Raw genomic sequence first — 24706 nt, forward strand, 5'->3', positions numbered from 1 at the left:
GAACGGAAGACGCAAAAAAAGGCGTCGTATCGGTCATCCTGCACTTCCCCACGCTGGTATTATCCAGATCGGGTCATAAGGGATCAAAACGCGTGTTGCCGCGTTTTATCTCAGCCAAAATAGCACCCCTAGTGCTTTCCATATACAATTTTTTATTTTGAAATCATCATAGATGATAAGATAGGATTTGTAAACAGGGATGATCATTTTTTTCATATAGAGCAAGGAAAGGGTGATAGGATGTGGAAAAAGGGCACATTTTAATTGTGGAAGACGAAGAAAAAATCGCAAGAGTGCTTCAGCTGGAATTAGAATATGAAGGATATAAGGCCACGATTAAAGAAACCGGCACTGAGGGTCTGCACGCTGCATTAGAAGAAAAGTTCGCCTTGGTTCTGCTTGATGTCATGCTGCCCGGTCTCAGCGGTCTTGAAGTGCTCCGCCGTTTGCGGAAAACAGACATGCATACGCCTGTTATTTTATTAACCGCGAGAGACAGTATACCTGATAAGGTAACGGGCTTGGACATCGGAGCAAATGATTACGTAACCAAGCCGTTTGAAATTGAAGAGCTTTTGGCAAGAATCAGGGCGGCGCTCCGGCAAAACGGATCAGATCCCGGCACATTTTTATCACTTGGTGATCTGCAAGTGAATGAAAAAACGCGTGAGGTCAAACGGGCGGATCAAGAGGTTGAATTAACGCCGCGCGAATTCGATCTGCTCGTATTTATGCTGAAGCATCCGCAGCAGGTGCTCACGCGTGAACAAATTCTTACTTCCGTGTGGGGATTTGATTATTTGGGAGATACAAATGTAGTAGATGTGTACATACGCTATATTAGAAAAAAGCTGGACTACCCATACGAAAAACAGCTGATTCACACAGTCCGCGGGGTCGGATATGCAATCAAGGAGTAGACGATGAATCTAAAGACCAAAATCCACCTGTATACGTCTTTATCGCTTTTCATATTGCTGATATTGATTCATACGGCAGTGTATCTTATTTTTTCATCTGCCTTGACGTCAAAAGATGCGTCAAGGTTAGCCGAAGAAACGGCCAATATTGCAGAAGCTCTCAATACCGCTGAATCAGAAGGGGTGGCCCTTGAGGATATGCTCCAGGCATACCTTCCGGTTAACGGGATGGTCAGAGTTGTTGATAAAGACAAAAAGGCCGTTATCATAGTGACAAAAGACAAAGCATACAAGAATTTTCCGAAAGTGTTTCATAGCGGGCAGACCGAAGAAGTGACAAAGCAGAACGGCAGGCTGTACGCCGTCGCGGCTGTACCGGTCATTTGGACAGATGGCGAAGTTGTCTCGCTTCAGCTCATTGAAAGAGAGGAGCACACGGAAGAGAGCCTGCTGCTTTTGCGGATTATTTTAATCACGGCAAGCGCGGCGGTATGCATCGCTTCTTACTTTGCGGGCAGTCTGCTGGCCCGGCGCATTGTCAATCCAATCAGAAAACTGATGAAGACGATGAAAGATATCCAAAGAGAAAAAACCTTCAAAACGATTTCGCTAAAGGGACAGTCACACGATGAATTATACCAAATGGGGCTTACATTTAACCAAATGGCGGAGATGCTGAAAGAGCATTATGAAAAACAGCAGCAGTTCGTTCAGGATGCTTCGCATGAGCTGAAAACCCCTATCACCGTTATCGAAAGCTACAGCAGCCTAATCAAAAGGTGGGGAGCGCAAAAACCGGAGGTGCTAAAAGAATCGGTCGAGGCGATTCACTCTGAAGCCATAAAAATGACAAAACTGACGGATCAGCTTCTCACCCTTGCGAAATACCAGAAAGACATGAATCTGGATGTGAAAACGATAGATATCATCGATTTGGCCCGTTCTGTTATTCAAACCTTACAAAGCGTCTATGGGCGGGATATGATGCTGGAAACCGAATGGGAAAGTTTATATGTGACAGCGGACGAACAACGCATGAAACAGCTTCTGACCATTTTACTCGATAATGCCATCAAATACAGTTCAGAGCCTATTAAAGTTTTGGCCGGGAAAAACCAAGGCCTCCCTTTTCTTATTGTTCGGGATCACGGCATAGGCATACAAAAGCAGCATATCGAACATCTCTTTGAACGGTTCTACAGAGCCGATGAAGCACGAAACCGCAAAACCGGCGGAACAGGGCTGGGCCTGTCGATTGCCAAGCAGATTGCTGACGAACACGGCATCGAGCTTACCATCGACAGCAAAGTAAATGAAGGTACGAGCGTAACCATGCAATTTAAAAGGGGCGCTGATTTGCCATGACGAGGAGGAGTGCCATGAAAAAAAGGACAAAAGCCATTTTCACAGCAGGTATTGCGATTATAGCGATAATTATCTGTGTCATCCTTATGATGAATCAAGCTCAGAAAGATGTGCTGACAAAAGCGGCCATCCAGAAAAAAATCGAAGCCTCCTATGAAGGTGACATTACGAAGCTGGATACATCCTCCGATAAGAAAACATATCTGCTGACGCTTAAAAATGAAAAAGGAATTTATGAACTGAAAGCAGATGCGAAAACAGGCGCCATTCTTGATATGGACAGAATCAAACGCATCAACACGCCTCTGATGACAGAAAAAGAAGCGGAACAGCTTGCCTTAGCCAAAACGCCGGGAACTATCACTGAACGCACCCAAAAAAAAGACATTGCCGTATTTACGATTCAAAACGAAGGGGAGACCTATAAGGTCAAGGTAGATAAGCGTGCGAAAACAGTTGTTTCCTCTGAAAAAGTAAGCAAAAAAGGCGATAAACAAGCGACAAAAATCAGCGAAAAAGAAGCAAAGGCCATTGCTGTGAAAGAGGTTGGCGGAAAAGCGGATGATGCAGATCTCGAAGAAAGCGAAGGCACGCTCGTATTTGAAGTGGACATCGACCTTCCGAATGACAGGGAGGCCACGGTGAAAATCAATGCCTACACCGGCCGCATTGTCGGCATCGTGTATGAGGATTAACTTTTTTCTCATCAAATTCTCATCTTGTTCTTTCTTTCCTTTCATCTTCAGTGTGTAAGCTAGACTCATAACGAATAAAGGAGGAATGTAAGATGTTGAAGAAAAAATGGATGATCGGTGTATTGGCGGGTGCTTTAGCAGCAGGCGGATTCAGTTATAACGCCTTTGCCAAAGAAAATAACAGCCAAGTCACACAATCATCGGGTGCATTATCTGAAAAAGAAGCTGCCGAAATTGCAAAGACCGTCGTTGACGGAACGGTGGATGATATCGACAAAGAAATGTATGACGGAAAAGAAGCATATGAAGTCGAAATCGAAAAAGCCGGAGAAGATTATGACGTTTATGTGGATATCAATACAAAAAAACCCCTTAATGATCCGTTAAAAGAAAAAGAAGAGCAGGTCAGCCTGACAAAAGAAGAAGCTGAAAAGATCGCTTTAAAGCAAACAAACGGAACAGTGACAGAATGCAAACTTGATGAAGACGACGGCGTGTACATCTATGAAATTGAGATCAAGACTGACCAGGGCACAGAAGCCGAATTTGACATCTCAGCAAAAGACGGCCGGATCATCAAGCAGGAACTGGACGACTAAACCTCACACTATGTGAGGTTTTTTTTCTTGATAACGCGCCATCTTTTGGACAATCTAAACGTAAAAGGAGGCATGCCGCATGGACAAAAAAGAAGAACAGTACATTAACCAGGCTGAATACGTTCCCCATCCCACAAAAGAGGGGGAGTACGCGTTATTTCTGCATGAATCGTACCATCTGTTGTCAGAAGAGGACGAAACAGAGCAAACAGAATGAGGGCAAAAGCCCTTATTCTGTTTGCTGCATACATCCGCCCAACGGATAAATTACTTTTTTAAGTTGACACAGCTTCTTTTTTTCTGTAACCTCAGGTGTGTCAATTACATTACGAACTTCGTTAGGTGAGGCTCCTGTATGGAGATACGCTGCTGCCCAAAAATGTCCAAAGACGCCAATGGGTCAACAGAAATCATCGACATAAGGTGATTTTTAATGCAGCTGGATGTTTGCGTCCTATGCCATACAGTGCTAAAGCTCTACGATTGAAGGCGACCGCACGCTTATTTGCCGTGCTTTTTTCCCTTCAATCCGGAAGGTTTTTTTTATGCCCTGAAAACGAAATGATCATATAGTAAAAGGAGGTGCGGAGTATGGATTCTCCCCATTCGAGTCAATCTGAAGAAGTTCCCATATACAACAAGACCGCGAATCATTACACGATGAGGAGACGGCCTGCCGCACCTTCTGGCGAGGCCGGCACGTCTCCGTAAAGGAGGTACGAGTCCCGATGGTTCAAAACATGACCTACGATGAACTCATTTTACGCATTATCATTTTATTGAGAGATGGAAAGGTAAGGGACTTCCGCAGCATAATTGATGAACTTCAGCCTTATGACGTGGCGTTTTTGTTTAAAGAAATGCCGGAAAAACACCGAGCCCGCTATTTATCTTATCTGACAGTTGACGATATCACTGATATGATCGGAGAGCTTGAGCGGGAAGACCAGCTTTCCGTATTAAATAAGGTTGGAAAAACAAAAGCAACCCTTGCAATGAACAAAATGGATAACGATGACCTCGCTCAATTGCTGGAGGAAATGGATGAAGAACTGAAAGAGCAGCTTCTGTCCAGCATGGAGGCGGAGGAGTCAAAGGCCGTCCAGCTTTTAATGAATTATCCGCCTGAAACCGCAGGTAGAATGATGACAAACCGCTTTGTATGGATCCCGCAGCATTACACGGTAAAAGATGCGGTTGTGAAACTGAAAACCTTTGCCGAAATAGCTGAATCCATCAACTACTTGTATGTCATTAATGACAGCAAGCAGCTTGTCGGCGTTCTGTCATACCGCGATTTAATTCTCGGGGAACCGGAAGAAAAGGTCCAGGATCTCATGTTTACCCGGGTGATTTCAGCAGACGCTCTTCAAGATCAGGAAGAAGTCGCCCGCCTGATCGAACGGTATGATTTTCTGGCGATTCCCATTGTGGAAGAAAACAACGTGCTTGTCGGGATCGTAACGGTTGATGACATCATCGACGTCGTGATCCGGGAAGCTGACGAAGATTACGAAAAATTCGCCGCATCAGGGAAAGCCATTACATTTGATACAAAAGCATACGTCGCTGCTTACCGCCGCCTGCCATGGCTGATATTGCTTCTGTTTATCGGGCTCATTTCCGGCAGCATCATGAACTTTTTTGAGGAGACGCTGAAGCAGGTCGTCGCACTGGCGTTTTTCATGCCGATGATTGCCGGGATGACAGGGAATACGGGAACGCAGTCACTTGCTGTCGTTATCAGAGGATTATCTAAAGAAGAAATGAATAAGAAAACGATTTTTCGCCTGATTTTCCGGGAGCTGAGAACAAGCTTCTATATTGGAGCTGTGTGTTCTGTTTTGATTACGGTAATTGCTGTGGTCTGGCAGGGCAATATGCTGCTCGGTTTTGTGGTCGGTTCGTCTCTTCTTATTACGCTGATCATCGGCACCATGGCGGGAACGGTTGTCCCGATCATTCTGCACAAACTCAACGTAGACCCGGCAATTGCCTCAGGGCCGCTGATTACAACGTTGAATGATATTCTGTCGTTATTAATCTATTTTGGTATCGCTACTGCATTCATTCACTCATTATAAACAATATAAAGTCCGTCTTATCCAGTAAAGACGGACTTTTATATTTTAGCGGTTTCTATACTTAAAGTGCGCATTAAGCTGACCTTCCAGCATTTTTTTTCGCACTTGAGGGTCATTTTTTAATGCCTGTTCTTTCTTGCGCATATCCTTCAGAATCTCTGCCGTCTGAACGCCATCCTCACGCTTATTCGCAATATCCATCAGCCGTTCCACATCTCCGAAAGAATATTTTCTCGTCCCCCTTGAAGATCGCTGGGGATAGATCAGCTTCCGTTCCTCATAATATCTGATTTGTCTTACGGACAATCCTGTCAATTCGCTCACAATTCCGATAGAAATCACTTTTTTGTCTTTATAAGAACGATCTTCTGTGGTCATTTTTCCACCCCTGGATGTCTTTTAATCATAGTATATAAAAAAACAAGAGAAAAAACCTAACGTTTGTTAGATTTCCTTACATGGATTAGAAATTTTTTGAAAAACAACGGAAGAAAAATTAACAAAAATGATGCGCTGAGAAAAACAGCGTTTTATTCTTTATGTAAATAGTAATGAGGAGGAAGGATAATCATGGAGAACGAAAAAGCGGTCTTGCTGGCAAAGGAAATTATTGAATTAGATATCAAACGGGATGAAATGCTTGAGGCATTCATACAGCTTGCCGGGGACCACGCTTTTCAACTGCTGAGATCCGTCCAAAACGGACTGTACCGTAAATCTTCATAATCAATCGTTTCTTTACATTTGATTCATACTGCATTCACTTAAAACTGGTATGCTTCTTATAGAATACCGAAAAAATAAGGAGGGCCCCATGAGTAATTTTCTAAAAACGGCATTAGAAAAAGAACGAAGCCATTATTCAGAAAAGCTGTACCAAATCGGCGTATATAATAAAGAAGTAATGAAAGAGATGACGATTTCCGAACTGAGAAGAGAATATGCTTATTTTTATCGGAAAATTCCATACCTAAAGCAAAGCCCTTATACAAAATAAACCGTTTGTATAAGGGATTTTTTTGCGTAAAGAGAGCAGGAATTTTACAAAAAACAGCGAATTGAATAATTAGGAGAGATAAGACTCTTATCATATGTAAGGGTTTTCATTATTTTTTTATAAAAATTCTATATACGAGGTAGATATGATGAGATTATCGTTTAACGAAGAAGAAGTTGAGCGTGCGATGGCTTTGTACAAGGTTTTTGCAAGGGCTTTCAAAAGTGTTTCTGAACACAGTATCCGCGACAGTAAAGAGCATGGATTTAATCCGACTGAATTTGCGGTGCTCGAACTGCTTTACACGAGAGGCCCGCAAAAATTGCAGCAAATCGGGTCAAGGCTGCTGCTTGTCAGCGGAAACGTCACCTATGTAATTGACAAGCTCGAAAGAAACGGATTTTTGATCAGGGAGCAGGACCCGAAGGACAAGCGCTCCGTGTACGCGCATTTGACGGATAAAGGCAGCGCTTACCTAGATAAAATTTACCCGGTCCATTCGCTCCGAATTGCGAGAGCGTTTTCAGGACTTTCGCCTGAAGAACAGGAACAGCTGATCGGCTTGCTGAAAAAAGCAGGTATTCACAGCCAGCATTTGCTGTTCCGTTAAAACTTGGCTTTTCACACTCTCTGTTTAGGGAGTGTTTTTTAGTGCTTGGCACCGGAATCGAATTCCTCTTTCTCTCTATCCTCTATAGAATTATTTTTCCGATCATTTCACGAATATCCCAATCAGACATTTCAAGAAGGTGCTGACTGACATGTTCCTGATAATGTCTGACATGTTCACTCGATTGAAAAAATGACAACAGCTGATCTTCTATCGGCTGTTTTTTCCAATTTTCTAAGCTGATCACAAGCCGGCGTTTTTTTAACAGATTCAAATTCATTTCTTCCTGACCCGGCAATGCGTGATAAATAAAGGTCGGCAGCTTTTTTTCTATGCATTCGCTAACAGTAACGCCGCCGGGTTTCGTGATGATTCCTGAAGCATGCTGATATAAATGATTCATTTCAGCTTTGCTGTGAATGTAAGGAAGAGCTTCGAGCAAAGGATTGTGTAAACTTTTCACATAGCGGTAGAGCTTTTGGTTTTTCCCGCATAAGATTTGGTAGGAGATATTTCCGCCGGGCGATAGCTCTTTGATCAGCTTGAAAATTCCTCCGACTCCCATACTTCCGCCTGTAATCATAACGGTGTAACGGGGAAGGTGTTTCACGGCTTGTGTAAGCTTTGGCTCCGCCGTGGAAGTTCGATCAATCGGTATCCCGGTAAGGAATATTTTTCCTTCATCAACTCCTTCAGCTATGAGCTGTTCTTTTATATCCTTGATCGGTACAAAGTGATAATCGATATTCTGTCGGCCCCATACCTGATTGACAAAAAAATCAGTGTAAACATTCACGACTTTTATAGCCGGGAATTCTCGTTTTAGTTGATTGAGCAAGTAGGAAGGCAGGGCGTGGGTGCAAAACACGAGATCAGGCTGCTTTTCCTTGATCAGTTGTTTCATGCTTTTCAAAAACAGCCATTCATACATCACATAACGTTTCTTTGTTTCATGATGTCCGCAGGCCATTAGATGATATAGCCAGCTGTATGTTTTTGGGAAATGTTGTATCCACTTTAAGTATGTGATAGAGGAAAGCTTTTCTAATCGTTTATAACGATGGGAAAAAATATCAATCTTTTCTGATTGAAGGGATCTGAGACTGAGTTCAATCTGAAGCGAATCGGCCGCATGATGATGACCGGTTGAGATGCTGAGGAAAGGAAAAATCAGAATGTTTGTCATGCTTGTCCTCCTTCAGAATAAAAAACGTTTTCCATCTATATTTTTTACGAATCATCACAAAATATAAGGGTGTTTTTTAACAGTTAAGGAAGGTGAAACATATGAGGAATTGTTTCCTCTCAATTTGGGGCATAATTGATCCGATTTATTACTTTTTTTCGAGGTTAACGGTGATTGGTAAAGAAAAACAAAGTGTTTTTCGCGTCAGGTTAACGAGGTATAAAGGCGCTCAGATTATATTAAGCGACGGAACGAAGATTAAAAAAAATGATGTGTTAGTCAAAATCCATCTTCATAACATCAAACTGTTGAGAGAACTGCGGACCATTGAGAGCGCAGTCAGAAAAGGAATGATCATTTATCAAAAGGTTTATATTTCTATGCCGCTTTTAGTTGACTATATCAGCAAGCATAAAAAAAGGGATGACATCAAAGGAATTATTGGAATCACCATGCTCCATAAGGGAGTGGAAAGACTCGGTTTTGAAGTCGTTAAACCCTCTAATCACTTTTACAGGTTTTTTAAAAAGGTGACACATTTGCCGATTTTATATTTAACATCAAAGCAATTTAACGCTCAAAGCATTCCGAATTCATATTACTTGTTAATTTCAAAGGAAAAGCTCCAGCAAAAATATCAAAAAAGAGGCTGATGCCTTTTCTAAAGGACAGCCTCTTTTTTTATGATATTTGATGGAAGGTTACCTCAGGACGGCTTCCGACACGGATATTAACGCCGGTCTGGCCGAGCCCCTCACTAATATAAAAAGGTTTATCGTGATGATAATGCAGCCCTTTTATCATATTCATTCGAACAAGTTTCCCCATTTTAACCATATGGTAGGGCTTAGGCCAATGAATTTGGCCACCGTGAAAATGCCCTGAGAGAAGGTAATCAAAACGGAACTTTTCCATATCAAGGACAATGTTTGGATCATGTGTTAAAACAAGATGATACCCGTCTTTAAGTCCCTTATACGAATCGATGATATTGCTTCGTTTCGTGCTGTAATCATCAATTCCGATTATATTTAAAAATCCTTCTTCAGTCTGAATCTGCACGTGTTCATTTTGAAGCGTTCTGCACCCGTGTTCTTCTAACACTTGTTTCAGTCTTTGAAAATCATTTTCTTTTAACACATAATCATGATTTCCAAAAACCGCGTACATTCCATATTTAGGTTTCAATTCTTGCAGCGCGTCCAAGTAGTTCGCCAGCTTTGGAATGTTTCGTTTTCGATCAAGAAAATCCCCCGTTAACGCGATGATGTCTATTGAGTTTTTCTTCGTTAAATCCAAAAGCTGTTCCGGTGAAACAGAAATGTTTTCTAAATGAAGGTCTGATAAATGAAGTATCGTTAATTGCTTCTTAGATGCACCGGCATTGTTCTGGTTGATTGTAATCGTGTTTACTTTAACATCTTTCGTATTGTGAATCGCTCTATATATAAAAGGTATGCTGAGTATAATAGCCAAAGAAAGTAAGAATATAAACATTCAATATCTCCTCCCTTCTACCAGTATAACGTGATGAAACTGTAATGATAGCGGGAAATAATGGGCTTGAGAAGAGATAAAAGAGAAAAACACGATTCTTTTCAAAAGAATCGTGTTTGATGAGTTCAGATGTCACAAAGATTTTATTCCTTCGTCAGCTCTATAAAAAAGTCTTTTAAATCTGTATGCCGAAGGTGCTTAGGAGTTTTATCAGAGCCAACAATTATCATCGGAGAATACGTGTCCGTTTTGTGCAAAGACCCGTGACCGGCTCCGCCGAGGTGGGCGGGGGATTTTTCACCGACAAATTCAAATCCCGGTTTTGCATCGGCAATAAGATAGCGGCCCTTATGAGAATGAAGCGCTCCATAAAGGCGGGCCAGCGCATCGGGATAGTCGCCGTAACGGATTACTTTATTGCCGGCGGAAAGATCGAGCACCGACAGATCGCCTTCCACATTCCATGTTTGATTATATTTGTCCTTATAGGACCCGTTCGGATGAAACCGAAGTGACTTATTTGATTCTCCTGAAGTCACATAAATCCAGTGATTTTCTTTCCATGCCGTAAAGTTCATTCGCGGATCCTTATTCAGTTTAGAAGCAATATCGGAAAAAGCAATTTTTTGATCTAACAAGTAAACAAAAGCCATTCGTTCGTTTACTCCCAAAACGAGCTGGTCATTTTTAGACGGCGTTTTGCTTAATTTAGGAATGCGGTAGTCCTTTAACAGTGTTTTTAAACGGATTAACGCTTTGTGTTTGTCGTTTCCTATTGCGGCTTGTCCGCTGTCTCCCATTACAATCCATATTGTATTTTTTAAAGCCTCATCCCATGAACCATATGTATTAAACATATCTTGAATCTGTTTATCCATTTTTTCAACCGCTTTGATATCCATCGGTCCATTCTTGTGAATGGAATGGTCTAAATCTGGCATATAGGCCAAGGTAAGAGAGGGCAGTTTCTTTTGTTTAATGAGATAGCTCATTTCTTGAGCAGTGAACGTATCGTTTAAACCGTAGCCTTGCCATAAATGGTTAGACCGGTTGTGCGGATTTAATTGGGTAAATCTGCCGAATGATAATAAAAAAGGTCCCTTTGTTTTTAATTTTTCAGGCAATAACTCAAACATGTCTAACAATCTTGGCGTGTCCAACTCATGCTTGGTATTCCCACGGTAAATGAGCCCATTGATGGAGGCAGACTGTTTTCCTTGTTTATCCAAAGCTTCATGAATCGTTTCGGCCGATTGGTTCAAATGTTTATTATTTAAATTGTACATGCCGTCTTTCAGTGACTGTTTAAGGCCAAGCGCCATCAATTCTTTTTTATCACTGCCGTAGTTAACCAGTCGATTTTCATCTTCGTTATACCACACCAGACCTGGAAGGTGATGAAGATTTGAATAAGACCCGGTCAGCAGTGTGCTGTCTATTGTAACAGACATCGTAGGATAGGCGCTGACCATTCGAGGGAAATAATGCCCGTTTTCCATTAAGAATGAAAGTGCCGGTGCCCGATTTTCTTTAATCGCTTTTTGTAAGGGTTTGTCCATCAAGGAATCAATGAGAAAGACAACCACGGGCCTTGAAGAAGGACGAATGGCATCTTTTTGCTTTTTCGTTAATCCCGGATATGGTTTCAGCATAATATACGCTCCGACAATCAATGCAATGATAACGGCCAGCGTGATAATCTTGATTTTATTCAAATGGTTTCATTCCTTTAATCCAGTCTTTCTGTCAGTTCTTCTTTCGTATATTTCGTAAAACGTGTGCGAATTATACTGAGGCACTTTGTTTTTTAGAATTTATTGTCATCTGATGAATTTTATAGAACGTAATAGAGATAATAATGTGTGTTACATGATGAAAGATCGAGAGTTGCTAAAGAAAACAGTATGGGTGTGTAAGCAATGTTTATTTTAGAACGACTGAAAAAGAAAGAAATAATCTATCTGTTTATTGCCTTATTTCTGCTGTTGCTATATGTATCGCCCCTTTACATTTTAAAGGAAGATGCCCACATACGCGTACATGATAATTTGGATTCTAATATTGCCTGGTATAAAGTGCTGGCTGAAAGCGGAGAAATAAACGGAGAGGTCGACGCAACGGTTCCCCAGATTATCAATGGGCTGCCCCGTGATGCTTATGGAACAGAGTGGAGCGGAATTGTTTGGCTGCATGCGCTGTTTCCTTCGATGACAGCCTACGCTTTAAGTCAAACGATTACTAGAGTGGTCGCTTTTTTCGGCATGTATCTGCTCTTAAGGAAGCATTTTATCTGTGATGAAAAAGCCTATCTGATTCGTATTGGCGTATCACTCGCGTTTGCCTTAACGCCTTTTTGGCCTTCCGGAATGCTGAGTACACTTGGATATCCGCTGGCGCTATGGGCCTTTTTGAATATTCGGAAGCGGGATTTCTCATGGAAAGAGTGGATCACCCTTGCCTTGCTGCCTCTTTATTCTAGTTTTGTACTGGGATTCTTCTTTTTCCTTGCAGCCGTTGCATGTCTCTGGCTGTACGATGTGATTGTCAAACGAGATTGGAATCTGCCGTTTTTAGGAAGCATTGCTTTTATGACAGGCATTTTTCTGTTGGTCGAATATCGGCTTGTCTATTCTATGATAAATTCACAGGAAACGATGCATCGGGTTGAATTTGTATCATCAAGGCATGAATTTTGGCATTCCATACGGCTGTCCTTGAAAAATTTTGTTTTAGGGCATAATCATGTGATGACAGTCCATACCTTTATTATTCTTCCGATTCTTTTGCTTGTGTTCGCTATCGTTTTATGGAGACGAAACAAAACGCAGCTAGAGAAAGTATTTCTTTTTTTGTTCGTCTTCAATTATGCGCTGTCGTTATGGTATGCGTTTTGGTTCAATAAAATTTGGACTGTGCCGAAGGAGAAATTTGATTTTTTAGCGGCTTTTAACTTTGCCCGGTTTCATTTTTTGCGCCCATTGGTCATTTATCTGAGCTTTGCCATTGCCTGCTATCTTTTATGGCAGATGGGGAAGAAGTGGAAGATATTCGTATCTGCCGCTCTAGCCGCCCAGCTGATGGTATTGGTCCCTTTTAATGAAGAATATACGTACGGCGTTCACTATCACGCCCCGACATTTCGTGAATTTTACGCAACTGAACAATTTAATGAGATCAAGGAGTATATCGGACTTCCGCAAGACAATTACCGTGTCGCGAGCATCGGCCTTCACCCGGCGATCTCCCAGTATAATGGCTTTTACACACTGGACACGTACAATAATCTCTATCCGCTTTCATACAAATATCAATTTCGGAAAATAATCGCCAAAGAGCTGGAAAAAAACGGGCGATTGAAACGATATTTCGATGAATGGGGCAGCCGTTGTTATGTATTTGTCGATGAACTCGGAAAGCGTTATAACTTTAAAAAAAATTCAAACAAGAAAATTAAACATCTCGAATTAAATACCGCAGTGTTTAAAGAGATGGGAGGACGCTACATTTTTTCTTCAGTTCCCATTCTGAACGCGGAAAGGAACCAGCTTGAATTCGTGAAAAAGTTTGACCATGAAGACTCTGCCTGGAGCATTTATTTATATGAAGCCAAATGAGGAGGATACATAGTGATACAGCCACCGCCATTATTAACGATTGTCGTTCCTTGTTATAATGAAGAAGAAGTCTTTGAAGAGACAAGCAGACAGCTGACTTCCGTTTTAAACAGTTTAACAGCTGAAAAATTAATTTCAGAAGAAAGTAAAATATTATTTGTTGATGATGGAAGCCGTGATCGAACCTGGTCTTTGATTGCCATGGAAAGCGTTAAAAACAGCAAAGTCACCGGTTTGAAATTAGCATGTAATGTCGGGCATCAAAAAGCGCTTTTAGCCGGCTTGCATAAGGCAAAGCACCGCTCTGACTGTGTGATTTCTATTGATGCCGACCTGCAGGACGATATCTCGGTGATCCGTGAATTTATCTTAAAATTTCACGAAGGCTGTGAGATTGTATATGGCGTCAGGCGCAGCCGGAAAACTGATACCTTTTTCAAACGCACAACAGCTTTAGGTTTTTATCGGTTAATGAATAAGCTCGGTATTCAGTTAATCTATAATCATGCCGACTTTCGTTTGATGAACAAAAGGTCGCTTGAAGAACTCGGACGCTACCCGGAGGCCAACCTGTTTTTACGCGGTATCGTTCCTATGATTGGATTCAGATCGGCAAAAGTGATGTATGACCGGAAAGAGCGCGTTGCAGGAGAAACAAAATATCCTCTTAAAAAGATGCTATCCTTTGCTTTTAACGGAATCACGTCCTTTAGTGTTGCGCCGATCCGGTTTTTCACTTTGATAGGATTTTTGTTGTTTTTGTTGAGCGCAATGGCGGGAATAGGTGTTATCATTCAAAAAATGCTTGGCTATACGAATGCAGGGTGGGCATCGCTCATTATTTCAATCTGGTTTCTGGGGGGATTGCAATTGATGGGGATCGGCATTATCGGCGAGTATATAGGAACCATATTTACTGAAGTCAAAAGGCGTCCTAAGTATGCGGTTGATATTGATTTGTACTCCGAACCTCTGAGCCCGTTACAGCGGCAGGAAACTGAACGGTTATTAGAGAAAAAATACAGTTAAAGGAAAAGAGCTGATCAGGTGAATCAGCTCTTTTTCTTCAGCTGCTGCAAAATCGCTGTCAGCGGCTCATCTTGCGGATTCCGGTAAAAATCATAAAAGGGGCATCCCTGTTCCTTGACGCGCTTGACGACGGTATCAATCGTAAAAGAGGCGGGAGTTAGGGATGTTTGCACTTCATTCCAATAAAGAGGCGCTGCCACTGTGCCCAGCTCGTTTCCCCGGGTGGAATAAGGACAGATGATTGTTTTACCTTCCGCATGCTGCAAATAATCAAGATACAGTTTTCCATGTCTGTTTTTGATGAAGCGTTCGGTTGTGAACAACTCAGGAAACGCGTTCGTGCAGTAATCAGCAATCAGCATGGTGAAACTGCGCGTTTCTTCATAAGAAAAGGCTTCGGGCGACAAAGGGATATAGAGCTGGATGCCTTTGTTGCCGGAAAGCTTCGGAAACGATGAGATGCCGAACGAGTCAAATAATCGTTTCAGTTCATTAGCCGCGTGAACAGACATGAGAAAATCATCCTTTGACGGCGGGTCTAAATCAATCACAATTTCTGACGGGCGGCGGCTGGATACGGTTTGAAAAGGAACATGGAATTCCAGGGCGAGCTGATTGGCGAGCCATAACAATGTGGAAATATCCTCACAAACAATATGTTCATGGCTGCCGTCAAAAAAGGAATGAACAAAATCAGGCGTGTAATCCGGCTTATTTTTTTGAAAGAAAGATTCACTCTTTGACCCGTGCGGAAACCGAATAACAGTCACAGCCCGGTCTTTGAGAAAAGGGAACAGAAAGTCACTGATTTCAATGATATACGTAATAAAATCCTCTTTCGTCCGCTTCTTTTTTTCAAAAATGACTTTATCGAGACTTGTGAATTCCAGCTTAGGGTGCAATGTTTTTGACTGGCGCACCAGTTGTTCGTAAGTGCATGCCGCGGGTTCCATCTCGAATTCAAAGGAAACAAATGACACTTCCCGCAGGGTGCCTTTTAATATCGTTAAATATTGAACAGTCAAACAAATCGAAGGTTCAAGCGTATATTCGCCTGCCGGCGTTTTTGTGCCGTGCGCCTCCATAATAGATCGAATTGCGTTTTTTTCTTCGTCACTCATTCCGTGTGAAACAGAGGCGACGGGAGTTATTCCCCCGTTTTTAAAAACAGATACCGTCACATATCCGTTGTTCGGATTAAATCCTGTTAAACAAACATGCGCCTTTTTAAAATGTTTATACTTAAGCCAATCAGGAGTCCTTTTTTTCTCTATCCATTTGCTTCCTTTTTTCTTCGCGACAATTCCTTCTCCGTCATACTTTTGCACTTGCTCCCAAAGCGGTTTAAAATGGGCGTGGTCAGGAATGTATTGAATGGTTTCCTTTGCCAGATGATTGACAGTGACGGGAAGTGCAGCGGATCTCATCAGCTCGGAAAGCTCTCTTTTTCGCTCGGTATATGGAAGAGACGATATATCGGTCCCGTCCCTTTCCAAAAGATCGAAGGCGAGAAAGCTGCAAGGGCGGCTGTCCGCCAATTTTTTGATGGCCTCCTGATTTTTCATCCGTCCGCGTACTTGAACGTGTTCAAAATCAGAGCGGAAGGGGTTCATCAAAAATACAATTTCTCCGTCAATTGTTAACGGAAGGCTTTTATTCATTTTTTGAAACACATTTTCTGCGTATTGTGTAATTTCCGGAAACGTGCTGTTAAAAAGCTGCCCATTTCTGCTCGTTAATGTAACACCTGATTCTGTCACATGAAGAATACAACGAAATCCGTCATATTTTACTTCATAGCGCCATTCGTCTCCTTCAGGCGGTGACGAAGTGAGAACAGGCTGCATGGTGAGCGCCGCCAATTATGATGTGCCGGAGGCTTTTTTTCTAGTCGTTTTCCGCTTTTTTTCTCCGGCTCCTTTCGGTGCGGCAGGCGTTGCTGGCGGAGAAGCAGCTTTGTCTTGTTTCGGCCGTTTAGTCCGGTCGATGCTTGCCTGAAGAGCGCTGACCAAATCGATCACGTCTTCTCGAGGAGCGGCTGTACCAGGTGTGACGGCTGTTTCTTTATTTTCCAGCTTGTCGTTTATTTTTTGCATGATGGCTTTCCGGTAGGTATCTTCATATTGTTCAGGCTGAAAATCAGTTGTCAGCTCATCAATTAATGTGATGGCCGTTTGCAATTCTTTATCATTTACATTCGATTGATCAGGAACACCGGGCACATGGGCAGCGCTTCTGACTTCATCCGGATAATGAATGGATTCCATCAGGATACAATTTTCATACACACGGAGAACGGCAAGCTGCTGTTTAGACCGGATTGTAATGGTTGCGATCCCGATTTTTTCGGTCGTCCTCAGTGCTTCCCGAAGGAGAGTGTAGGCTTTTGAGCCATTATCGCCGGGCCCAACATAATAAGAGCGGTTAAAATAGATCGGATCAATTTCCTTCAGCTGAACAAAGTCGACTATCTCGACTGCTTTTTCTTCGTGTTCCTGTTTTAATTCTTTCAGCTCTTCATCTGTAAGAATGACATATTTGCCCTTCACATATTCATATCCCTTAACGATTTCATCGGGAGCGAGAGTCTTTTCGCAGCTCGTGCATTTTTTTTCATATTTGATCGGCGCGTGGCACTCTTTATGAAGGCTGCGCAATTTAATATCCTTGTCTTCCGTGGCTGCGTAGAGCTTGATCGGAATATTGACAAGGCCGAAGCTGATAGAGCCCTTCCACATCGTATGCATAAAAATAAACCCCTTTTTTCATTATTGTGCAAGGAATGGGGTATATTCATGTATAGAAACTTATGGATGCAAAAGACACCGGAACTCATAAAGCGCCGGCTGTTTCAGAAAAAAGTGTTCAAGCTGATCTTTCAGTCTTTAATCATGCAAAATATTGACGCTATTTCATTTTATCTCTAACAGGGGAAATGATCTCTTCCAATCGTGCAGGCAAGGATATTGTTGACATCAAAGGGCGTATTCGTTCGGTTCTCAGAGTTTTTTTCTGCAAGTAAAAAAAGACAAACAAGCGATCAACAGATGTTGACCTGACAACAGAAATAGGAATGTATCATCTTAATCTAACGTTGAATCGCACCAATGCTCTACAACAAGAAACAACCGTGTTTTTTTAAGATTTAAACAGGTCCAAAGTCATCAATGACGCTTTAGGGCATAATATCGGTGACCAGCTGCTCCAGCTAACGGCAAAGCGCCTTTCTTCCGCCATCCCCGACAATGGATTTATCGCCCGCTTAGGCGGAGATGAATTTATTATTATTTTGACAAACACCAAACAGTCACAGATGAGATATATTTGATCGAGCAGCGCCAATTGATCACTTCAGTCAGCACAGGCATCGCCGTATCCCCCAGAGACGGAATAGATGGGCTTAAGCTCATGAACTATATATCACAAGGCGCTCAGATGTTTTCAAACAGAAGAAAATTTTTAAAGAGACGAAAAGCAGGTGCAATCACCGCCAAGACAGAAGCCGTGAAAAGAAAGGATCATACACAATAATTACCCGGGAAATGGAATCCATGCCTATAAAATGCATAGAGGCGATAGAAACATCCATCATAAGCGAATCGGTACAAAAGGCGGTAAAATGTCAAAATTCGCCTGCCGACAATATATAAAGACACAAATGATCCTGAAATAGCGGCAGAGACCGAAGCAGCCAGCGGAACCATATCATATTGCATAATCATTCCGGTATGAAAAGCCATCATACCGATAAAATGCTGGCCCAAATGCCAAAGCCCATAATCCCGCGATCAGCCAAAGTTTATTTTTTAAATGTGACTTTTCAAGCGATGTATATGAGGCAGCGCAAGCGATAATAATAGATAAAAGTATAAATGCGCTATCATCATTTCTAAATTCAAATCCCCGCTTCCCGACCCATCCTGTTGATTGTTATTTATATCGGCTGTGTATACAGCAGTCTGATTATGAAAAATACAAAAGCGCAAGTGCCATTGGTTTTTATTACTTTAACTATATAAAAATATGTTAAAATCATTCTGATGTTTTGCCTTCTGACCAAAAAACGAATGTGTGATGTATTATAGAATAGATAAAGTAAGGGGAAGTGATGATTATCGAAGCATTAGTTATGCAACTGATAGAGGCATTTAAAAGTTTATCTTATTTTGGAATCTTTCTGGCGCTCTGTATTGAATTTATACCGGCTGAAATCGTGCTTCCGCTTGCGGGCTATTGGGTATCCAAAGGTGATATGACGCTTATCGGAGTCATAATAGCAGGATCTCTCGGAGGAGTCGCGGGACCGCTGACATTGTATTGGATCGGGAGATATGGCGGAAGGCCGTTTCTTGAGAGGTTTGGGAAATACATATTTATAAAGCCTGAGGCGCTTGATAAGTCGGATCAATTCTTTCAAAAGCACGGCGGTTTTGTGGCATTCAGCGGGCGATTTCTGCCGGGGGTCCGTACGCTGATCTCCATACCGTGCGGAATAGCTAAAATGAATGTCTGGGCGTTTTCGGTTTATACATTTTTAGCTATGCTTCCGATCACGTTTGTTTATGTCTATTTAGGTGTGAAACTCGGACAAAACTGGAAAGAAGTAGGCTCAATTCTTGATCAATATATGCTGCCGGCCGGGATATGTATTGTTTTAGTGTTCGCCATCTACTTATTTATGAAAAAAAAGAAAAAGAAGAGCAAATCTGAAAATCTTTCTGTATTTTTAAATAAAGATAAGCGTTGACAAAAGAAATGGCAGCGATTATTATTATCTTATAATTTAAATATTTCTTGAAATCCCAAAGGGGAGTAGCGTCCGGATATACCGGAAACAAAGTCGTCAATTCATGGATCACATCCATCGGCTTTGTTGGCATGCCTGTTGTTAATCATGTCTAGCAAGACCTTTGCCTTATGTCGGCAAAGGTCTTTTTTGTATGAAAATACTGCCGGCATAAGATCGGATGAGAGAAAGAAAACAACTTATTGGGAGGGTATTTTATATGGATGCAGCATTATTATTAGAGTATGGTTGGGTTCTTCTCGTTTTGATCGGGCTGGAAGGTATTTTGGCCGCAGATAACGCGTTGGTTATGGCCGTAATGGTAAAACACCTGCCGGAGAAACAAAGAAAAAAAGCGTTATTTTACGGCCTTGCGGGTGCGTTTGTTCTGAGGTTCGGATCTTTGTTCGCCATTTCGTTTTTAGTGAATGTATGGCAGGTTCAGGCGATCGGCGCCGTTTATTTACTGTATATCGCCATCAGCCACCTGCTGAAACGATTCGTATTTAAAAAAGAAGACAGCAAGAAAGTTCCGAAAAAAAGCGGCTTTTGGCCGACAGTCTTAAAAGTGGAGCTCGCCGATATCGCCTTTGCGGTTGATTCGATTTTAGCCGCCGTCGCGCTTGCAGTTACACTTCCCGCAACATCACTTCCGCCAATCGGAGGTCTTGACGGAGGACAATTCATCGTTATTTTGGCCGGAGGAATCATCGGACTTATCATCATGCGTTTTGCGGCATCAATGTTCGTTAAGCTATTGAAAGAACGTCCAAGCCTGGAAACCGCAGCATTTGCCATCGTAGGGTGGGTAGGGGTCAAGCTTGCATTATATACACTCGCTCACGAGGACATCGGGGTTGTATCCGAACATTTTATTCATTCAGGCACATGGAAGCTGATTTTCTGGTTGGTATTGGCAGCTATTGCTGTTTGCGGCTGGTTTATGTCAGGCGGAAAAAAACAATCGGAAGAATCATTGGAAGAACAAGAAAACGGCAAAAGAGAAAGGGCGTAAGCTATCGTCTCTGCTTTTAACGAAGCAGAGATTTTTTGTATTTAAAACGCTTCCATGCCCGACATATGATGACATTTTATTAACAGCTTTGTTACAAAAACACTTCCTGAAACCCCCTTAATTCTTTATAGAAGCACGAAATCATGTATAGGACATCTTAATGGTTTTGTCATAATTGAGACAATGGAAATCAATTTCTCTTTTTCTTCCTTTGCGAATCCCTATCAAATTAGCTATCATTAATGAGTAGTTATAGGGAGGAACTGAGGTGAAACCAGTGCTTAGCCTTTTGTTTAAATTGGGAAGAAAGAAACAAACGCTTGAGAAATCTGTTGAAAGCATCCAAAAAGGCAATAAAGAACTTCAAAATGAATTAATACAGCAGTATAAGCCTTTTATCGCCAAGACGGTTTCATCCGTTTGTAAACGATATATAGATGAAAAAGACGATGAGTTCAGCATCGGGCTGATCGCATTTAACGAAGCAATCGAAAAATATTCAGCTGAAAAAGGCAACTCGCTGCTCGCATTCGCAGAGCTTATTATAAAAAGAAAAGTAATTGACTATATCAGAAAAGAAGCAAGAAACGCGCAAAATATTAATATGGATTTACAGGAGGGGGACGATCAGGAATCTTCGCAAAGCCTGATTGAAGCGGAGCTTTCCATTGATGAGTACCACCGCCTGATAGAGCAGGAGCAGCGGCGTGAGGAAATTCTCTATTTCCAAAAGCAGCTCAAAGAGTACGGTCTTACTTTTCAAGAACTGCTCGACCACTCGCCAAAGCATTCAGACGCAAGGCAAAATGCCATAAAGGTTGCGGTTACGCTTGTGGAGCATGAAGAATTAGCCGCTATCCTTTACCAAAAGAAGCAGCTGCCGGTAAAACAGCTGGAGCAGCTCGTCACAGTGAGCAGAAAAACAATTGAACGAAACAGAAAATATATTATTGCCATGTGTATTATTATTACAGGTGATTATGTGTATTTGAAAGATTATCTTAAAGGGGTGCTGCACTCATGAGAAGAGGGATCATAGTAGAAAAAAATAAAAAATCTGTCACGTTGCTGACCCCTGACGGACAATTTTTAAAAACAAAAAATGATCGCCATAACGGTGAAATCGGAGAAGAAATTATGTTTCCGAGTGAGACTCGTATGGGCAGAAGGGCCAGCTTTTTTGATATTCTCAGACTGCGCCCTTTCAAAATGGGGATTTTTACGATGACTGCTATTATGCTTTTTATTTTTATGGTGCTCCCCGTTTTTTCAAACAACAAAGCCTATGCGTACATGACAATTGATATTAATCCGAGCTTTGAGATGGCTTTGAACAGCGAATACGAAGTAATTGAGCTGACGCCTCTGAATGATGAAGGGAAACGGATTGTCAGTGATATTAATGATTGGGAGAAGTCTGACTTCAAGCAGGTTATTGATGCTATTATTACCGATTGCAGCGAACAAGGATATGTAAAGGAATCCAAAGAAATTTTGATTTCCACAGTTTACGAGAACACAAAAGACGATACATATAAATCAGGCGTGAAAAAACAACTGAGTGACGTGACAAACAAATATAAGAAAACATACCATATGGAATCCCTTGAATCCGATTTGGATACAAGAGAAAAAGCAAAAAAAGAAGGAATGTCAACAGGCACTTATATCAGACAAAATGAAAAGAAAAACAATAAAGAAAAGACGGATGAGGATTCAAATAACGGTGATCAAAATGATACAGAGAACGAAAAAGAGTCTGTAAACGAGGGGGATAATCCGCAAACAGACCAGGAAAACAGCCAAAAAGAAGACAATGAACAATTAAACGAGTCGGATTCAGGCGAACAGAAAGAAGAGTCGACAGATCAAGATGATCAAAAAAGCGATAAAGATACGAATGTAAATGAATCAGAAGAGAAAACAAATGCAGAAAAGGATGGGGAAACAGAGCAAACCCCAACACAAGATCCTCAAGATAAAGGAAAAGATGAAGAGTATAAGGGCAAGCATGACAGCCGGGAATATAAAAATGGGAAGCGGGAAAGAGGGGAACATGATTCTTCATATCACCGGAATTATAATTCTTCTGACCGCCGGAATCCTAATGGCTATAGAAACGGCAGCGAATCAAATCAAAAAGAGAATTCGCCGAGAATTCCCGGCGAATATGCCAATTGATTTATTTGTTTTGTCCGTTTAATTGTGATTGTGCTTGCTGTACAAGACGCTTTGTCATTTCTCCGCCTACAGAGCCGTTAGAACGCGCTACTGTATCAGAGCCAAGATTAACGCCGAATTCTTGAGCTACTTCGTATTTAAATTGGTCTAGTGCCTGCTCAGCCCCTGGAACAACGAGTTTATTTCTGCTCGCCATCTTTTTCATCTCCTTTTCTCTGGAAAGATTCTTTACGCATGATTAGTTTGAAGTGAGATCCTTCTTTTTATGCTGGCAATTGTTGTGGAGAAAGTAAAAAACCCGGCATAACGGCCGGGAACGAGGGGCTTACTATAGAATGTCAGAAGTCATTTGGAGCGCTGTCGCCTGGATATGAAACGATAAAACAGAGAGTACGGTCACCGCGATAATCTGCCTTATTTTTTTCCATTGCGGATCATTGAGCTCTTTAAAGCGGTCACGGAGCAGGTCTGTTTGCTTTTCAACAAGCGGCTGCAATCTGGCTTCTTTCAATGATGCGCTTACTTGATGGTGCATGAAATCAAGCACGAGGGCGCAGCTTTCGTAATAGGAGATCGGGCTGATAATATCATCGGTCCTGTCCGTAATGGTGTTAAAGACAACTTTTAATATGGCGCGGATGCTTTCAAAGTCATAAATTGATTTTAAATCCCGTACAATTAAAAGAATGACAACTTGTTCAATCGAATACTTTTTGCCAAGCTCAGGATGGCCCATCAGGTCTTTGATATCTCGTTTGACCCAATTTTGAATTGCCGTCGATTTTAATGACGTAAGCTCGCATAAATTTCCAAGTTCAACGATTTCGTTAGTGGACAATCCATATTCTTTTTTCTGTTTTTTTCGTTCGTATCTGGTAAGAAATTCAGGGATATAAAGATGATTTTCCGCTTCTTCTAACGTCATATTCGCTGATTTGATCAAAATTTGAAGAGGGCTTGTTTCACCTTGTCCTTTTAAGGCGTAAAGCAGTTTGACCATTTCTGTTCGAGTGAGTTTAAAAGTGTTCATCATTCACCTCATGATTCATTTTGACGCAGAAAAATTAAGAAATATGATTTCATTTGCTTATGCGCCAATTTTCAACATAAACATCATACGTCTAAATCCTTGCATTTTCAAATAGATGATTTATAATTTATTACATACAGGTTCATTAGAACTTAAAATGACGGAGGTAATTATGGCGAAAAGAATATTTCTGTTTATTTTAACAAATATTTTGGTCATCACAACCATTGGGATTGTGCTTTCCATCATTGGCGCGGCGACAGGCGTCGGAACGTATTTCACGGGTGATGGCCGGATAAATGTAGGTGCGCTGCTGGTCTTCAGTCTTGTCGTAGGCTTTGTCGGTTCCTTTATGTCCCTCCTGATGTCCAGATGGATGGCGAAAATGATGATGGGCGTCAGAGTGCTGAACCCAGAGAAGCAAGCGCTAAGCCACGATGAACAGCAATTGGTCGACCGGGTACACAGATTGTCGCGTGCCGCCGGTTTAACGAAAATGCCTGAGGTTGGGATTTATAACTCATCCGAGGTTAATGCGTTTGCCACGGGGCCGTCAAAACGCCGTTCCCTTGTCGCTGTATCTTCAGGCCTTTTGCAGCAAATGGATGACGCTGCGGTTGAAGGCGTGCTTGCCCATGAGGTGGCTCATATCGCCAACGGTGACATGGTGACGATGACGCTTCTCCAAGGTATCGTGAATACGTTTGTTGTGTTCTTATCGCGTATCGCAGCCTGGATCGCAAGCCGTTTTGTAAAAGAAGACCTTGCCCCGATTGTTCATTTTATCGCGGTGATTGTGTTTCAAATTGTGTTTTCGATTCTCGGAAGTCTCGTGGTGTTCGCATACTCGCGTCATCGGGAGTTTCATGCTGACCGCGGAGGAGCGGACCTTGCCGGAAAGGATAAAATGATTCATGCCCTGCAAACGCTGAAACACTACTCTTCACGCGTGGTGGAAGAGGAACAGACAGCAGTGCAGACATTGAAAATCAATGGGAAAAAGCATTCTTCCCTTTTCTCCACCCACCCGGACTTAGACGAAAGAATCCGCCGTTTGGAAGCTAAATAAATGAAAACTTCTATCACCCTTTGAACCTT

At 41.9% G+C, this 24706-nt stretch carries 25 protein-coding genes, 2 pseudogenes and 2 riboswitches; of the genes and pseudogenes, 18 read left to right on the forward strand and 9 right to left on the reverse strand.

Features of this window, described 5'->3' with window-relative positions; all coding sequences use genetic code 11:
* Positions 1 to 28 precede the first annotated feature (28 nt).
* Positions 29 to 140: riboswitch (TPP riboswitch) on the reverse strand.
* Between the two features lie 102 nt (positions 141 to 242).
* The 6 genes from AXI57_RS15925 (at position 243) to mgtE (ending at position 5663) form a co-directional block, all read left to right on the forward strand.
* Entirely contained in the window at positions 243 to 920 is a 678-nt protein-coding gene (locus AXI57_RS15925) for a response regulator transcription factor (RefSeq protein ID WP_061670634.1), read from the forward strand.
* 3 nt (positions 921 to 923) lie between these two features.
* A complete protein-coding gene (locus AXI57_RS15930; protein WP_061670636.1) occupies positions 924 to 2285 on the forward strand; it encodes an ATP-binding protein in 1362 nt (453 codons plus the stop codon).
* 14 nt (positions 2286 to 2299) lie between these two features.
* Positions 2300 to 2980 carry a PepSY domain-containing protein gene (locus AXI57_RS15935; RefSeq protein ID WP_061670637.1) on the forward strand — a complete coding sequence of 227 codons (681 nt, stop codon included), beginning with the start codon at positions 2300 to 2302 and terminating at the stop codon, positions 2978 to 2980.
* Between the two features lie 92 nt (positions 2981 to 3072).
* On the forward strand, positions 3073 to 3579 hold the full coding sequence (locus AXI57_RS15940; RefSeq protein ID WP_061670639.1) for a PepSY domain-containing protein: 507 nt from the start codon (positions 3073 to 3075) through the stop codon (positions 3577 to 3579).
* Between the two features lie 79 nt (positions 3580 to 3658).
* Positions 3659 to 3796, forward strand: coding sequence for a transcriptional regulator SplA domain-containing protein (locus AXI57_RS21450; RefSeq protein WP_073991393.1), 138 nt, complete (start codon positions 3659 to 3661; stop codon positions 3794 to 3796).
* A 110-nt stretch (positions 3797 to 3906) separates the two neighbouring features.
* Positions 3907 to 4074, forward strand: a riboswitch (M-box (ykoK) riboswitch).
* A gap of 233 nt (positions 4075 to 4307) precedes the next feature.
* On the forward strand, positions 4308 to 5663 hold the full coding sequence (gene mgtE / locus AXI57_RS15945) for a magnesium transporter (RefSeq protein ID WP_010788403.1): 1356 nt from the start codon (positions 4308 to 4310) through the stop codon (positions 5661 to 5663).
* A 45-nt stretch (positions 5664 to 5708) separates the two neighbouring features.
* Here mgtE and tnrA read toward each other — a convergent pair whose 3' ends face one another.
* Entirely contained in the window at positions 5709 to 6041 is a 333-nt protein-coding gene (gene tnrA / locus AXI57_RS15950) for a MerR family transcriptional regulator (RefSeq protein ID WP_003327358.1), read from the reverse strand.
* Positions 6042 to 6233: 192 nt separating this feature from the next.
* On the opposite strand from tnrA, the gene AXI57_RS21455 reads away from it, so the two are divergent.
* From AXI57_RS21455 to AXI57_RS15960, 3 genes are all read left to right on the forward strand, one after another.
* Complete coding sequence (locus tag AXI57_RS21455) at positions 6234 to 6389, forward strand: hypothetical protein (RefSeq protein ID WP_141292134.1); 156 nt, start codon at positions 6234 to 6236, stop codon at positions 6387 to 6389.
* An 88-nt stretch (positions 6390 to 6477) separates the two neighbouring features.
* The gene (locus AXI57_RS15955) at positions 6478 to 6660 is read left to right on the forward strand and encodes a Fur-regulated basic protein FbpA (RefSeq protein ID WP_061670641.1); all 183 of its coding nucleotides are present in this window, start codon (positions 6478 to 6480) and stop codon (positions 6658 to 6660) included.
* 145 nt (positions 6661 to 6805) lie between these two features.
* On the forward strand, positions 6806 to 7270 hold the full coding sequence (locus AXI57_RS15960; protein WP_010788404.1) for a MarR family winged helix-turn-helix transcriptional regulator: 465 nt from the start codon (positions 6806 to 6808) through the stop codon (positions 7268 to 7270).
* A gap of 82 nt (positions 7271 to 7352) precedes the next feature.
* Here AXI57_RS15960 and AXI57_RS15965 read toward each other — a convergent pair whose 3' ends face one another.
* Entirely contained in the window at positions 7353 to 8456 is a 1104-nt protein-coding gene (locus tag AXI57_RS15965) for an MGDG synthase family glycosyltransferase (RefSeq protein WP_061670643.1), read from the reverse strand.
* 101 nt (positions 8457 to 8557) lie between these two features.
* Between AXI57_RS15965 and AXI57_RS15970 the strand changes: the two genes are divergently transcribed.
* Positions 8558 to 9109 (forward strand): YkoP family protein, encoded by a 552-nt coding sequence (locus AXI57_RS15970; RefSeq protein ID WP_061670644.1) that lies wholly within the window; start codon positions 8558 to 8560, stop codon positions 9107 to 9109.
* Positions 9110 to 9137: 28 nt separating this feature from the next.
* On the opposite strand, the gene AXI57_RS15975 is transcribed toward AXI57_RS15970, so the two are convergent.
* Positions 9138 to 9953, reverse strand: coding sequence for a metallophosphoesterase (locus AXI57_RS15975; protein ID WP_061670646.1), 816 nt, complete (start codon positions 9951 to 9953; stop codon positions 9138 to 9140).
* A gap of 143 nt (positions 9954 to 10096) precedes the next feature.
* A complete protein-coding gene (locus AXI57_RS15980; RefSeq protein WP_061670649.1) occupies positions 10097 to 11668 on the reverse strand; it encodes an alkaline phosphatase family protein in 1572 nt (523 codons plus the stop codon).
* Between the two features lie 204 nt (positions 11669 to 11872).
* Between AXI57_RS15980 and AXI57_RS15985 the strand changes: the two genes are divergently transcribed.
* Positions 11873 to 13567: a DUF6044 family protein gene (locus tag AXI57_RS15985; protein ID WP_061670651.1), complete on the forward strand. Its 1695-nt coding sequence runs from the start codon at positions 11873 to 11875 to the stop codon at positions 13565 to 13567.
* A 12-nt stretch (positions 13568 to 13579) separates the two neighbouring features.
* Entirely contained in the window at positions 13580 to 14596 is a 1017-nt protein-coding gene (locus tag AXI57_RS15990; protein WP_003327347.1) for a glycosyltransferase family 2 protein, read from the forward strand.
* 23 nt (positions 14597 to 14619) lie between these two features.
* Here the strand turns inward: AXI57_RS15990 and AXI57_RS15995 are convergent, their stop codons facing one another.
* On the reverse strand, positions 14620 to 16443 hold the full coding sequence (locus tag AXI57_RS15995) for a DNA ligase D (RefSeq protein ID WP_061670652.1): 1824 nt from the start codon (positions 16441 to 16443) through the stop codon (positions 14620 to 14622).
* Positions 16444 to 16458: 15 nt separating this feature from the next.
* Complete coding sequence (ku, locus tag AXI57_RS16000) at positions 16459 to 17343, reverse strand: non-homologous end joining protein Ku (RefSeq protein ID WP_003327345.1); 885 nt, start codon at positions 17341 to 17343, stop codon at positions 16459 to 16461.
* Positions 17344 to 17472: 129 nt separating this feature from the next.
* Here ku and AXI57_RS22570 point away from each other — a divergent pair.
* A pseudogene (locus AXI57_RS22570) lies at positions 17473 to 17992 on the forward strand (diguanylate cyclase domain-containing protein); the annotation flags it as partial.
* Between the two features lie 19 nt (positions 17993 to 18011).
* Here the strand turns inward: AXI57_RS22570 and AXI57_RS22530 are convergent.
* Positions 18012 to 18466: pseudogene (locus AXI57_RS22530) on the reverse strand (MHYT domain-containing protein); the annotation flags it as partial.
* A gap of 238 nt (positions 18467 to 18704) precedes the next feature.
* Between AXI57_RS22530 and AXI57_RS16020 the strand changes: the two are divergent.
* The 4 genes from AXI57_RS16020 to AXI57_RS16035 all read left to right on the forward strand — a co-directional run bounded on the left by AXI57_RS16020 (position 18705) and on the right by AXI57_RS16035 (position 22578).
* The gene (locus AXI57_RS16020; RefSeq protein ID WP_003327341.1) at positions 18705 to 19343 is read left to right on the forward strand and encodes a DedA family protein; all 639 of its coding nucleotides are present in this window, start codon (positions 18705 to 18707) and stop codon (positions 19341 to 19343) included.
* 259 nt (positions 19344 to 19602) lie between these two features.
* Positions 19603 to 20397: a TerC family protein gene (locus AXI57_RS16025; RefSeq protein ID WP_061670654.1), complete on the forward strand. Its 795-nt coding sequence runs from the start codon at positions 19603 to 19605 to the stop codon at positions 20395 to 20397.
* Positions 20398 to 20665: 268 nt separating this feature from the next.
* Positions 20666 to 21421 (forward strand): RNA polymerase sigma factor SigI, encoded by a 756-nt coding sequence (gene sigI / locus AXI57_RS16030; protein ID WP_003327338.1) that lies wholly within the window; start codon positions 20666 to 20668, stop codon positions 21419 to 21421.
* Positions 21418 to 22578, forward strand: a complete 1161-nt coding sequence (locus AXI57_RS16035; protein WP_061670655.1) for an anti-sigma factor domain-containing protein — start codon at positions 21418 to 21420, stop codon at positions 22576 to 22578. The genes sigI and AXI57_RS16035 overlap by 4 nt, the downstream gene beginning before the upstream one ends.
* Before the next feature lies 1 nt (position 22579).
* Here AXI57_RS16035 and AXI57_RS16040 read toward each other — a convergent pair whose 3' ends face one another.
* The gene (locus AXI57_RS16040) at positions 22580 to 22774 is read right to left on the reverse strand and encodes an alpha/beta-type small acid-soluble spore protein (RefSeq protein WP_003327336.1); all 195 of its coding nucleotides are present in this window, start codon (positions 22772 to 22774) and stop codon (positions 22580 to 22582) included.
* A gap of 132 nt (positions 22775 to 22906) precedes the next feature.
* Positions 22907 to 23608 (reverse strand): DUF1836 domain-containing protein, encoded by a 702-nt coding sequence (locus AXI57_RS16045; protein WP_061670657.1) that lies wholly within the window; start codon positions 23606 to 23608, stop codon positions 22907 to 22909.
* Positions 23609 to 23780: 172 nt separating this feature from the next.
* On the opposite strand from AXI57_RS16045, the gene htpX reads away from it, so the two are divergent.
* A complete protein-coding gene (gene htpX / locus AXI57_RS16050; RefSeq protein ID WP_061670659.1) occupies positions 23781 to 24677 on the forward strand; it encodes a protease HtpX in 897 nt (298 codons plus the stop codon).
* The last annotated feature ends 29 nt before the right edge of the window (positions 24678 to 24706 follow it).

It is taken from the genome of Bacillus atrophaeus, from assembly GCF_001584335.1.
GTDB lineage: Bacteria > Bacillota > Bacilli > Bacillales > Bacillaceae > Bacillus > Bacillus atrophaeus.

Coding starts and splice junctions, on each gene's coding strand:
- AXI57_RS15930 (WP_061670636.1), top strand. CDS start 924: ATGAATCTAAAGACCAAAATCCACCTGTATACGTCTTTATCGCTTTTC.
- AXI57_RS15935 (WP_061670637.1), top strand. CDS start 2,300: ATGAAAAAAAGGACAAAAGCCATTTTCACAGCAGGTATTGCGATTATA.
- AXI57_RS15940 (WP_061670639.1), top strand. CDS start 3,073: ATGTTGAAGAAAAAATGGATGATCGGTGTATTGGCGGGTGCTTTAGCA.
- AXI57_RS21450 (WP_073991393.1), top strand. CDS start 3,659: ATGGACAAAAAAGAAGAACAGTACATTAACCAGGCTGAATACGTTCCC.
- mgtE (WP_010788403.1), top strand. CDS start 4,308: ATGGTTCAAAACATGACCTACGATGAACTCATTTTACGCATTATCATT.
- tnrA (WP_003327358.1), bottom strand. CDS start 6,041: ATGACCACAGAAGATCGTTCTTATAAAGACAAAAAAGTGATTTCTATC.
- AXI57_RS21455 (WP_141292134.1), top strand. CDS start 6,234: ATGGAGAACGAAAAAGCGGTCTTGCTGGCAAAGGAAATTATTGAATTA.
- AXI57_RS15955 (WP_061670641.1), top strand. CDS start 6,478: ATGAGTAATTTTCTAAAAACGGCATTAGAAAAAGAACGAAGCCATTAT.
- AXI57_RS15960 (WP_010788404.1), top strand. CDS start 6,806: ATGATGAGATTATCGTTTAACGAAGAAGAAGTTGAGCGTGCGATGGCT.
- AXI57_RS15965 (WP_061670643.1), bottom strand. CDS start 8,456: ATGACAAACATTCTGATTTTTCCTTTCCTCAGCATCTCAACCGGTCAT.
- AXI57_RS15970 (WP_061670644.1), top strand. CDS start 8,558: ATGAGGAATTGTTTCCTCTCAATTTGGGGCATAATTGATCCGATTTAT.
- AXI57_RS15975 (WP_061670646.1), bottom strand. CDS start 9,953: ATGTTTATATTCTTACTTTCTTTGGCTATTATACTCAGCATACCTTTT.
- AXI57_RS15985 (WP_061670651.1), top strand. CDS start 11,873: ATGTTTATTTTAGAACGACTGAAAAAGAAAGAAATAATCTATCTGTTT.
- AXI57_RS15995 (WP_061670652.1), bottom strand. CDS start 16,443: ATGCAGCCTGTTCTCACTTCGTCACCGCCTGAAGGAGACGAATGGCGC.
- ku (WP_003327345.1), bottom strand. CDS start 17,343: ATGCATACGATGTGGAAGGGCTCTATCAGCTTCGGCCTTGTCAATATT.
- AXI57_RS16020 (WP_003327341.1), top strand. CDS start 18,705: ATGATTATCGAAGCATTAGTTATGCAACTGATAGAGGCATTTAAAAGT.
- AXI57_RS16025 (WP_061670654.1), top strand. CDS start 19,603: ATGGATGCAGCATTATTATTAGAGTATGGTTGGGTTCTTCTCGTTTTG.
- AXI57_RS16035 (WP_061670655.1), top strand. CDS start 21,418: ATGAGAAGAGGGATCATAGTAGAAAAAAATAAAAAATCTGTCACGTTG.
- AXI57_RS16040 (WP_003327336.1), bottom strand. CDS start 22,774: ATGGCGAGCAGAAATAAACTCGTTGTTCCAGGGGCTGAGCAGGCACTA.
- AXI57_RS16045 (WP_061670657.1), bottom strand. CDS start 23,608: ATGAACACTTTTAAACTCACTCGAACAGAAATGGTCAAACTGCTTTAC.
- htpX (WP_061670659.1), top strand. CDS start 23,781: ATGGCGAAAAGAATATTTCTGTTTATTTTAACAAATATTTTGGTCATC.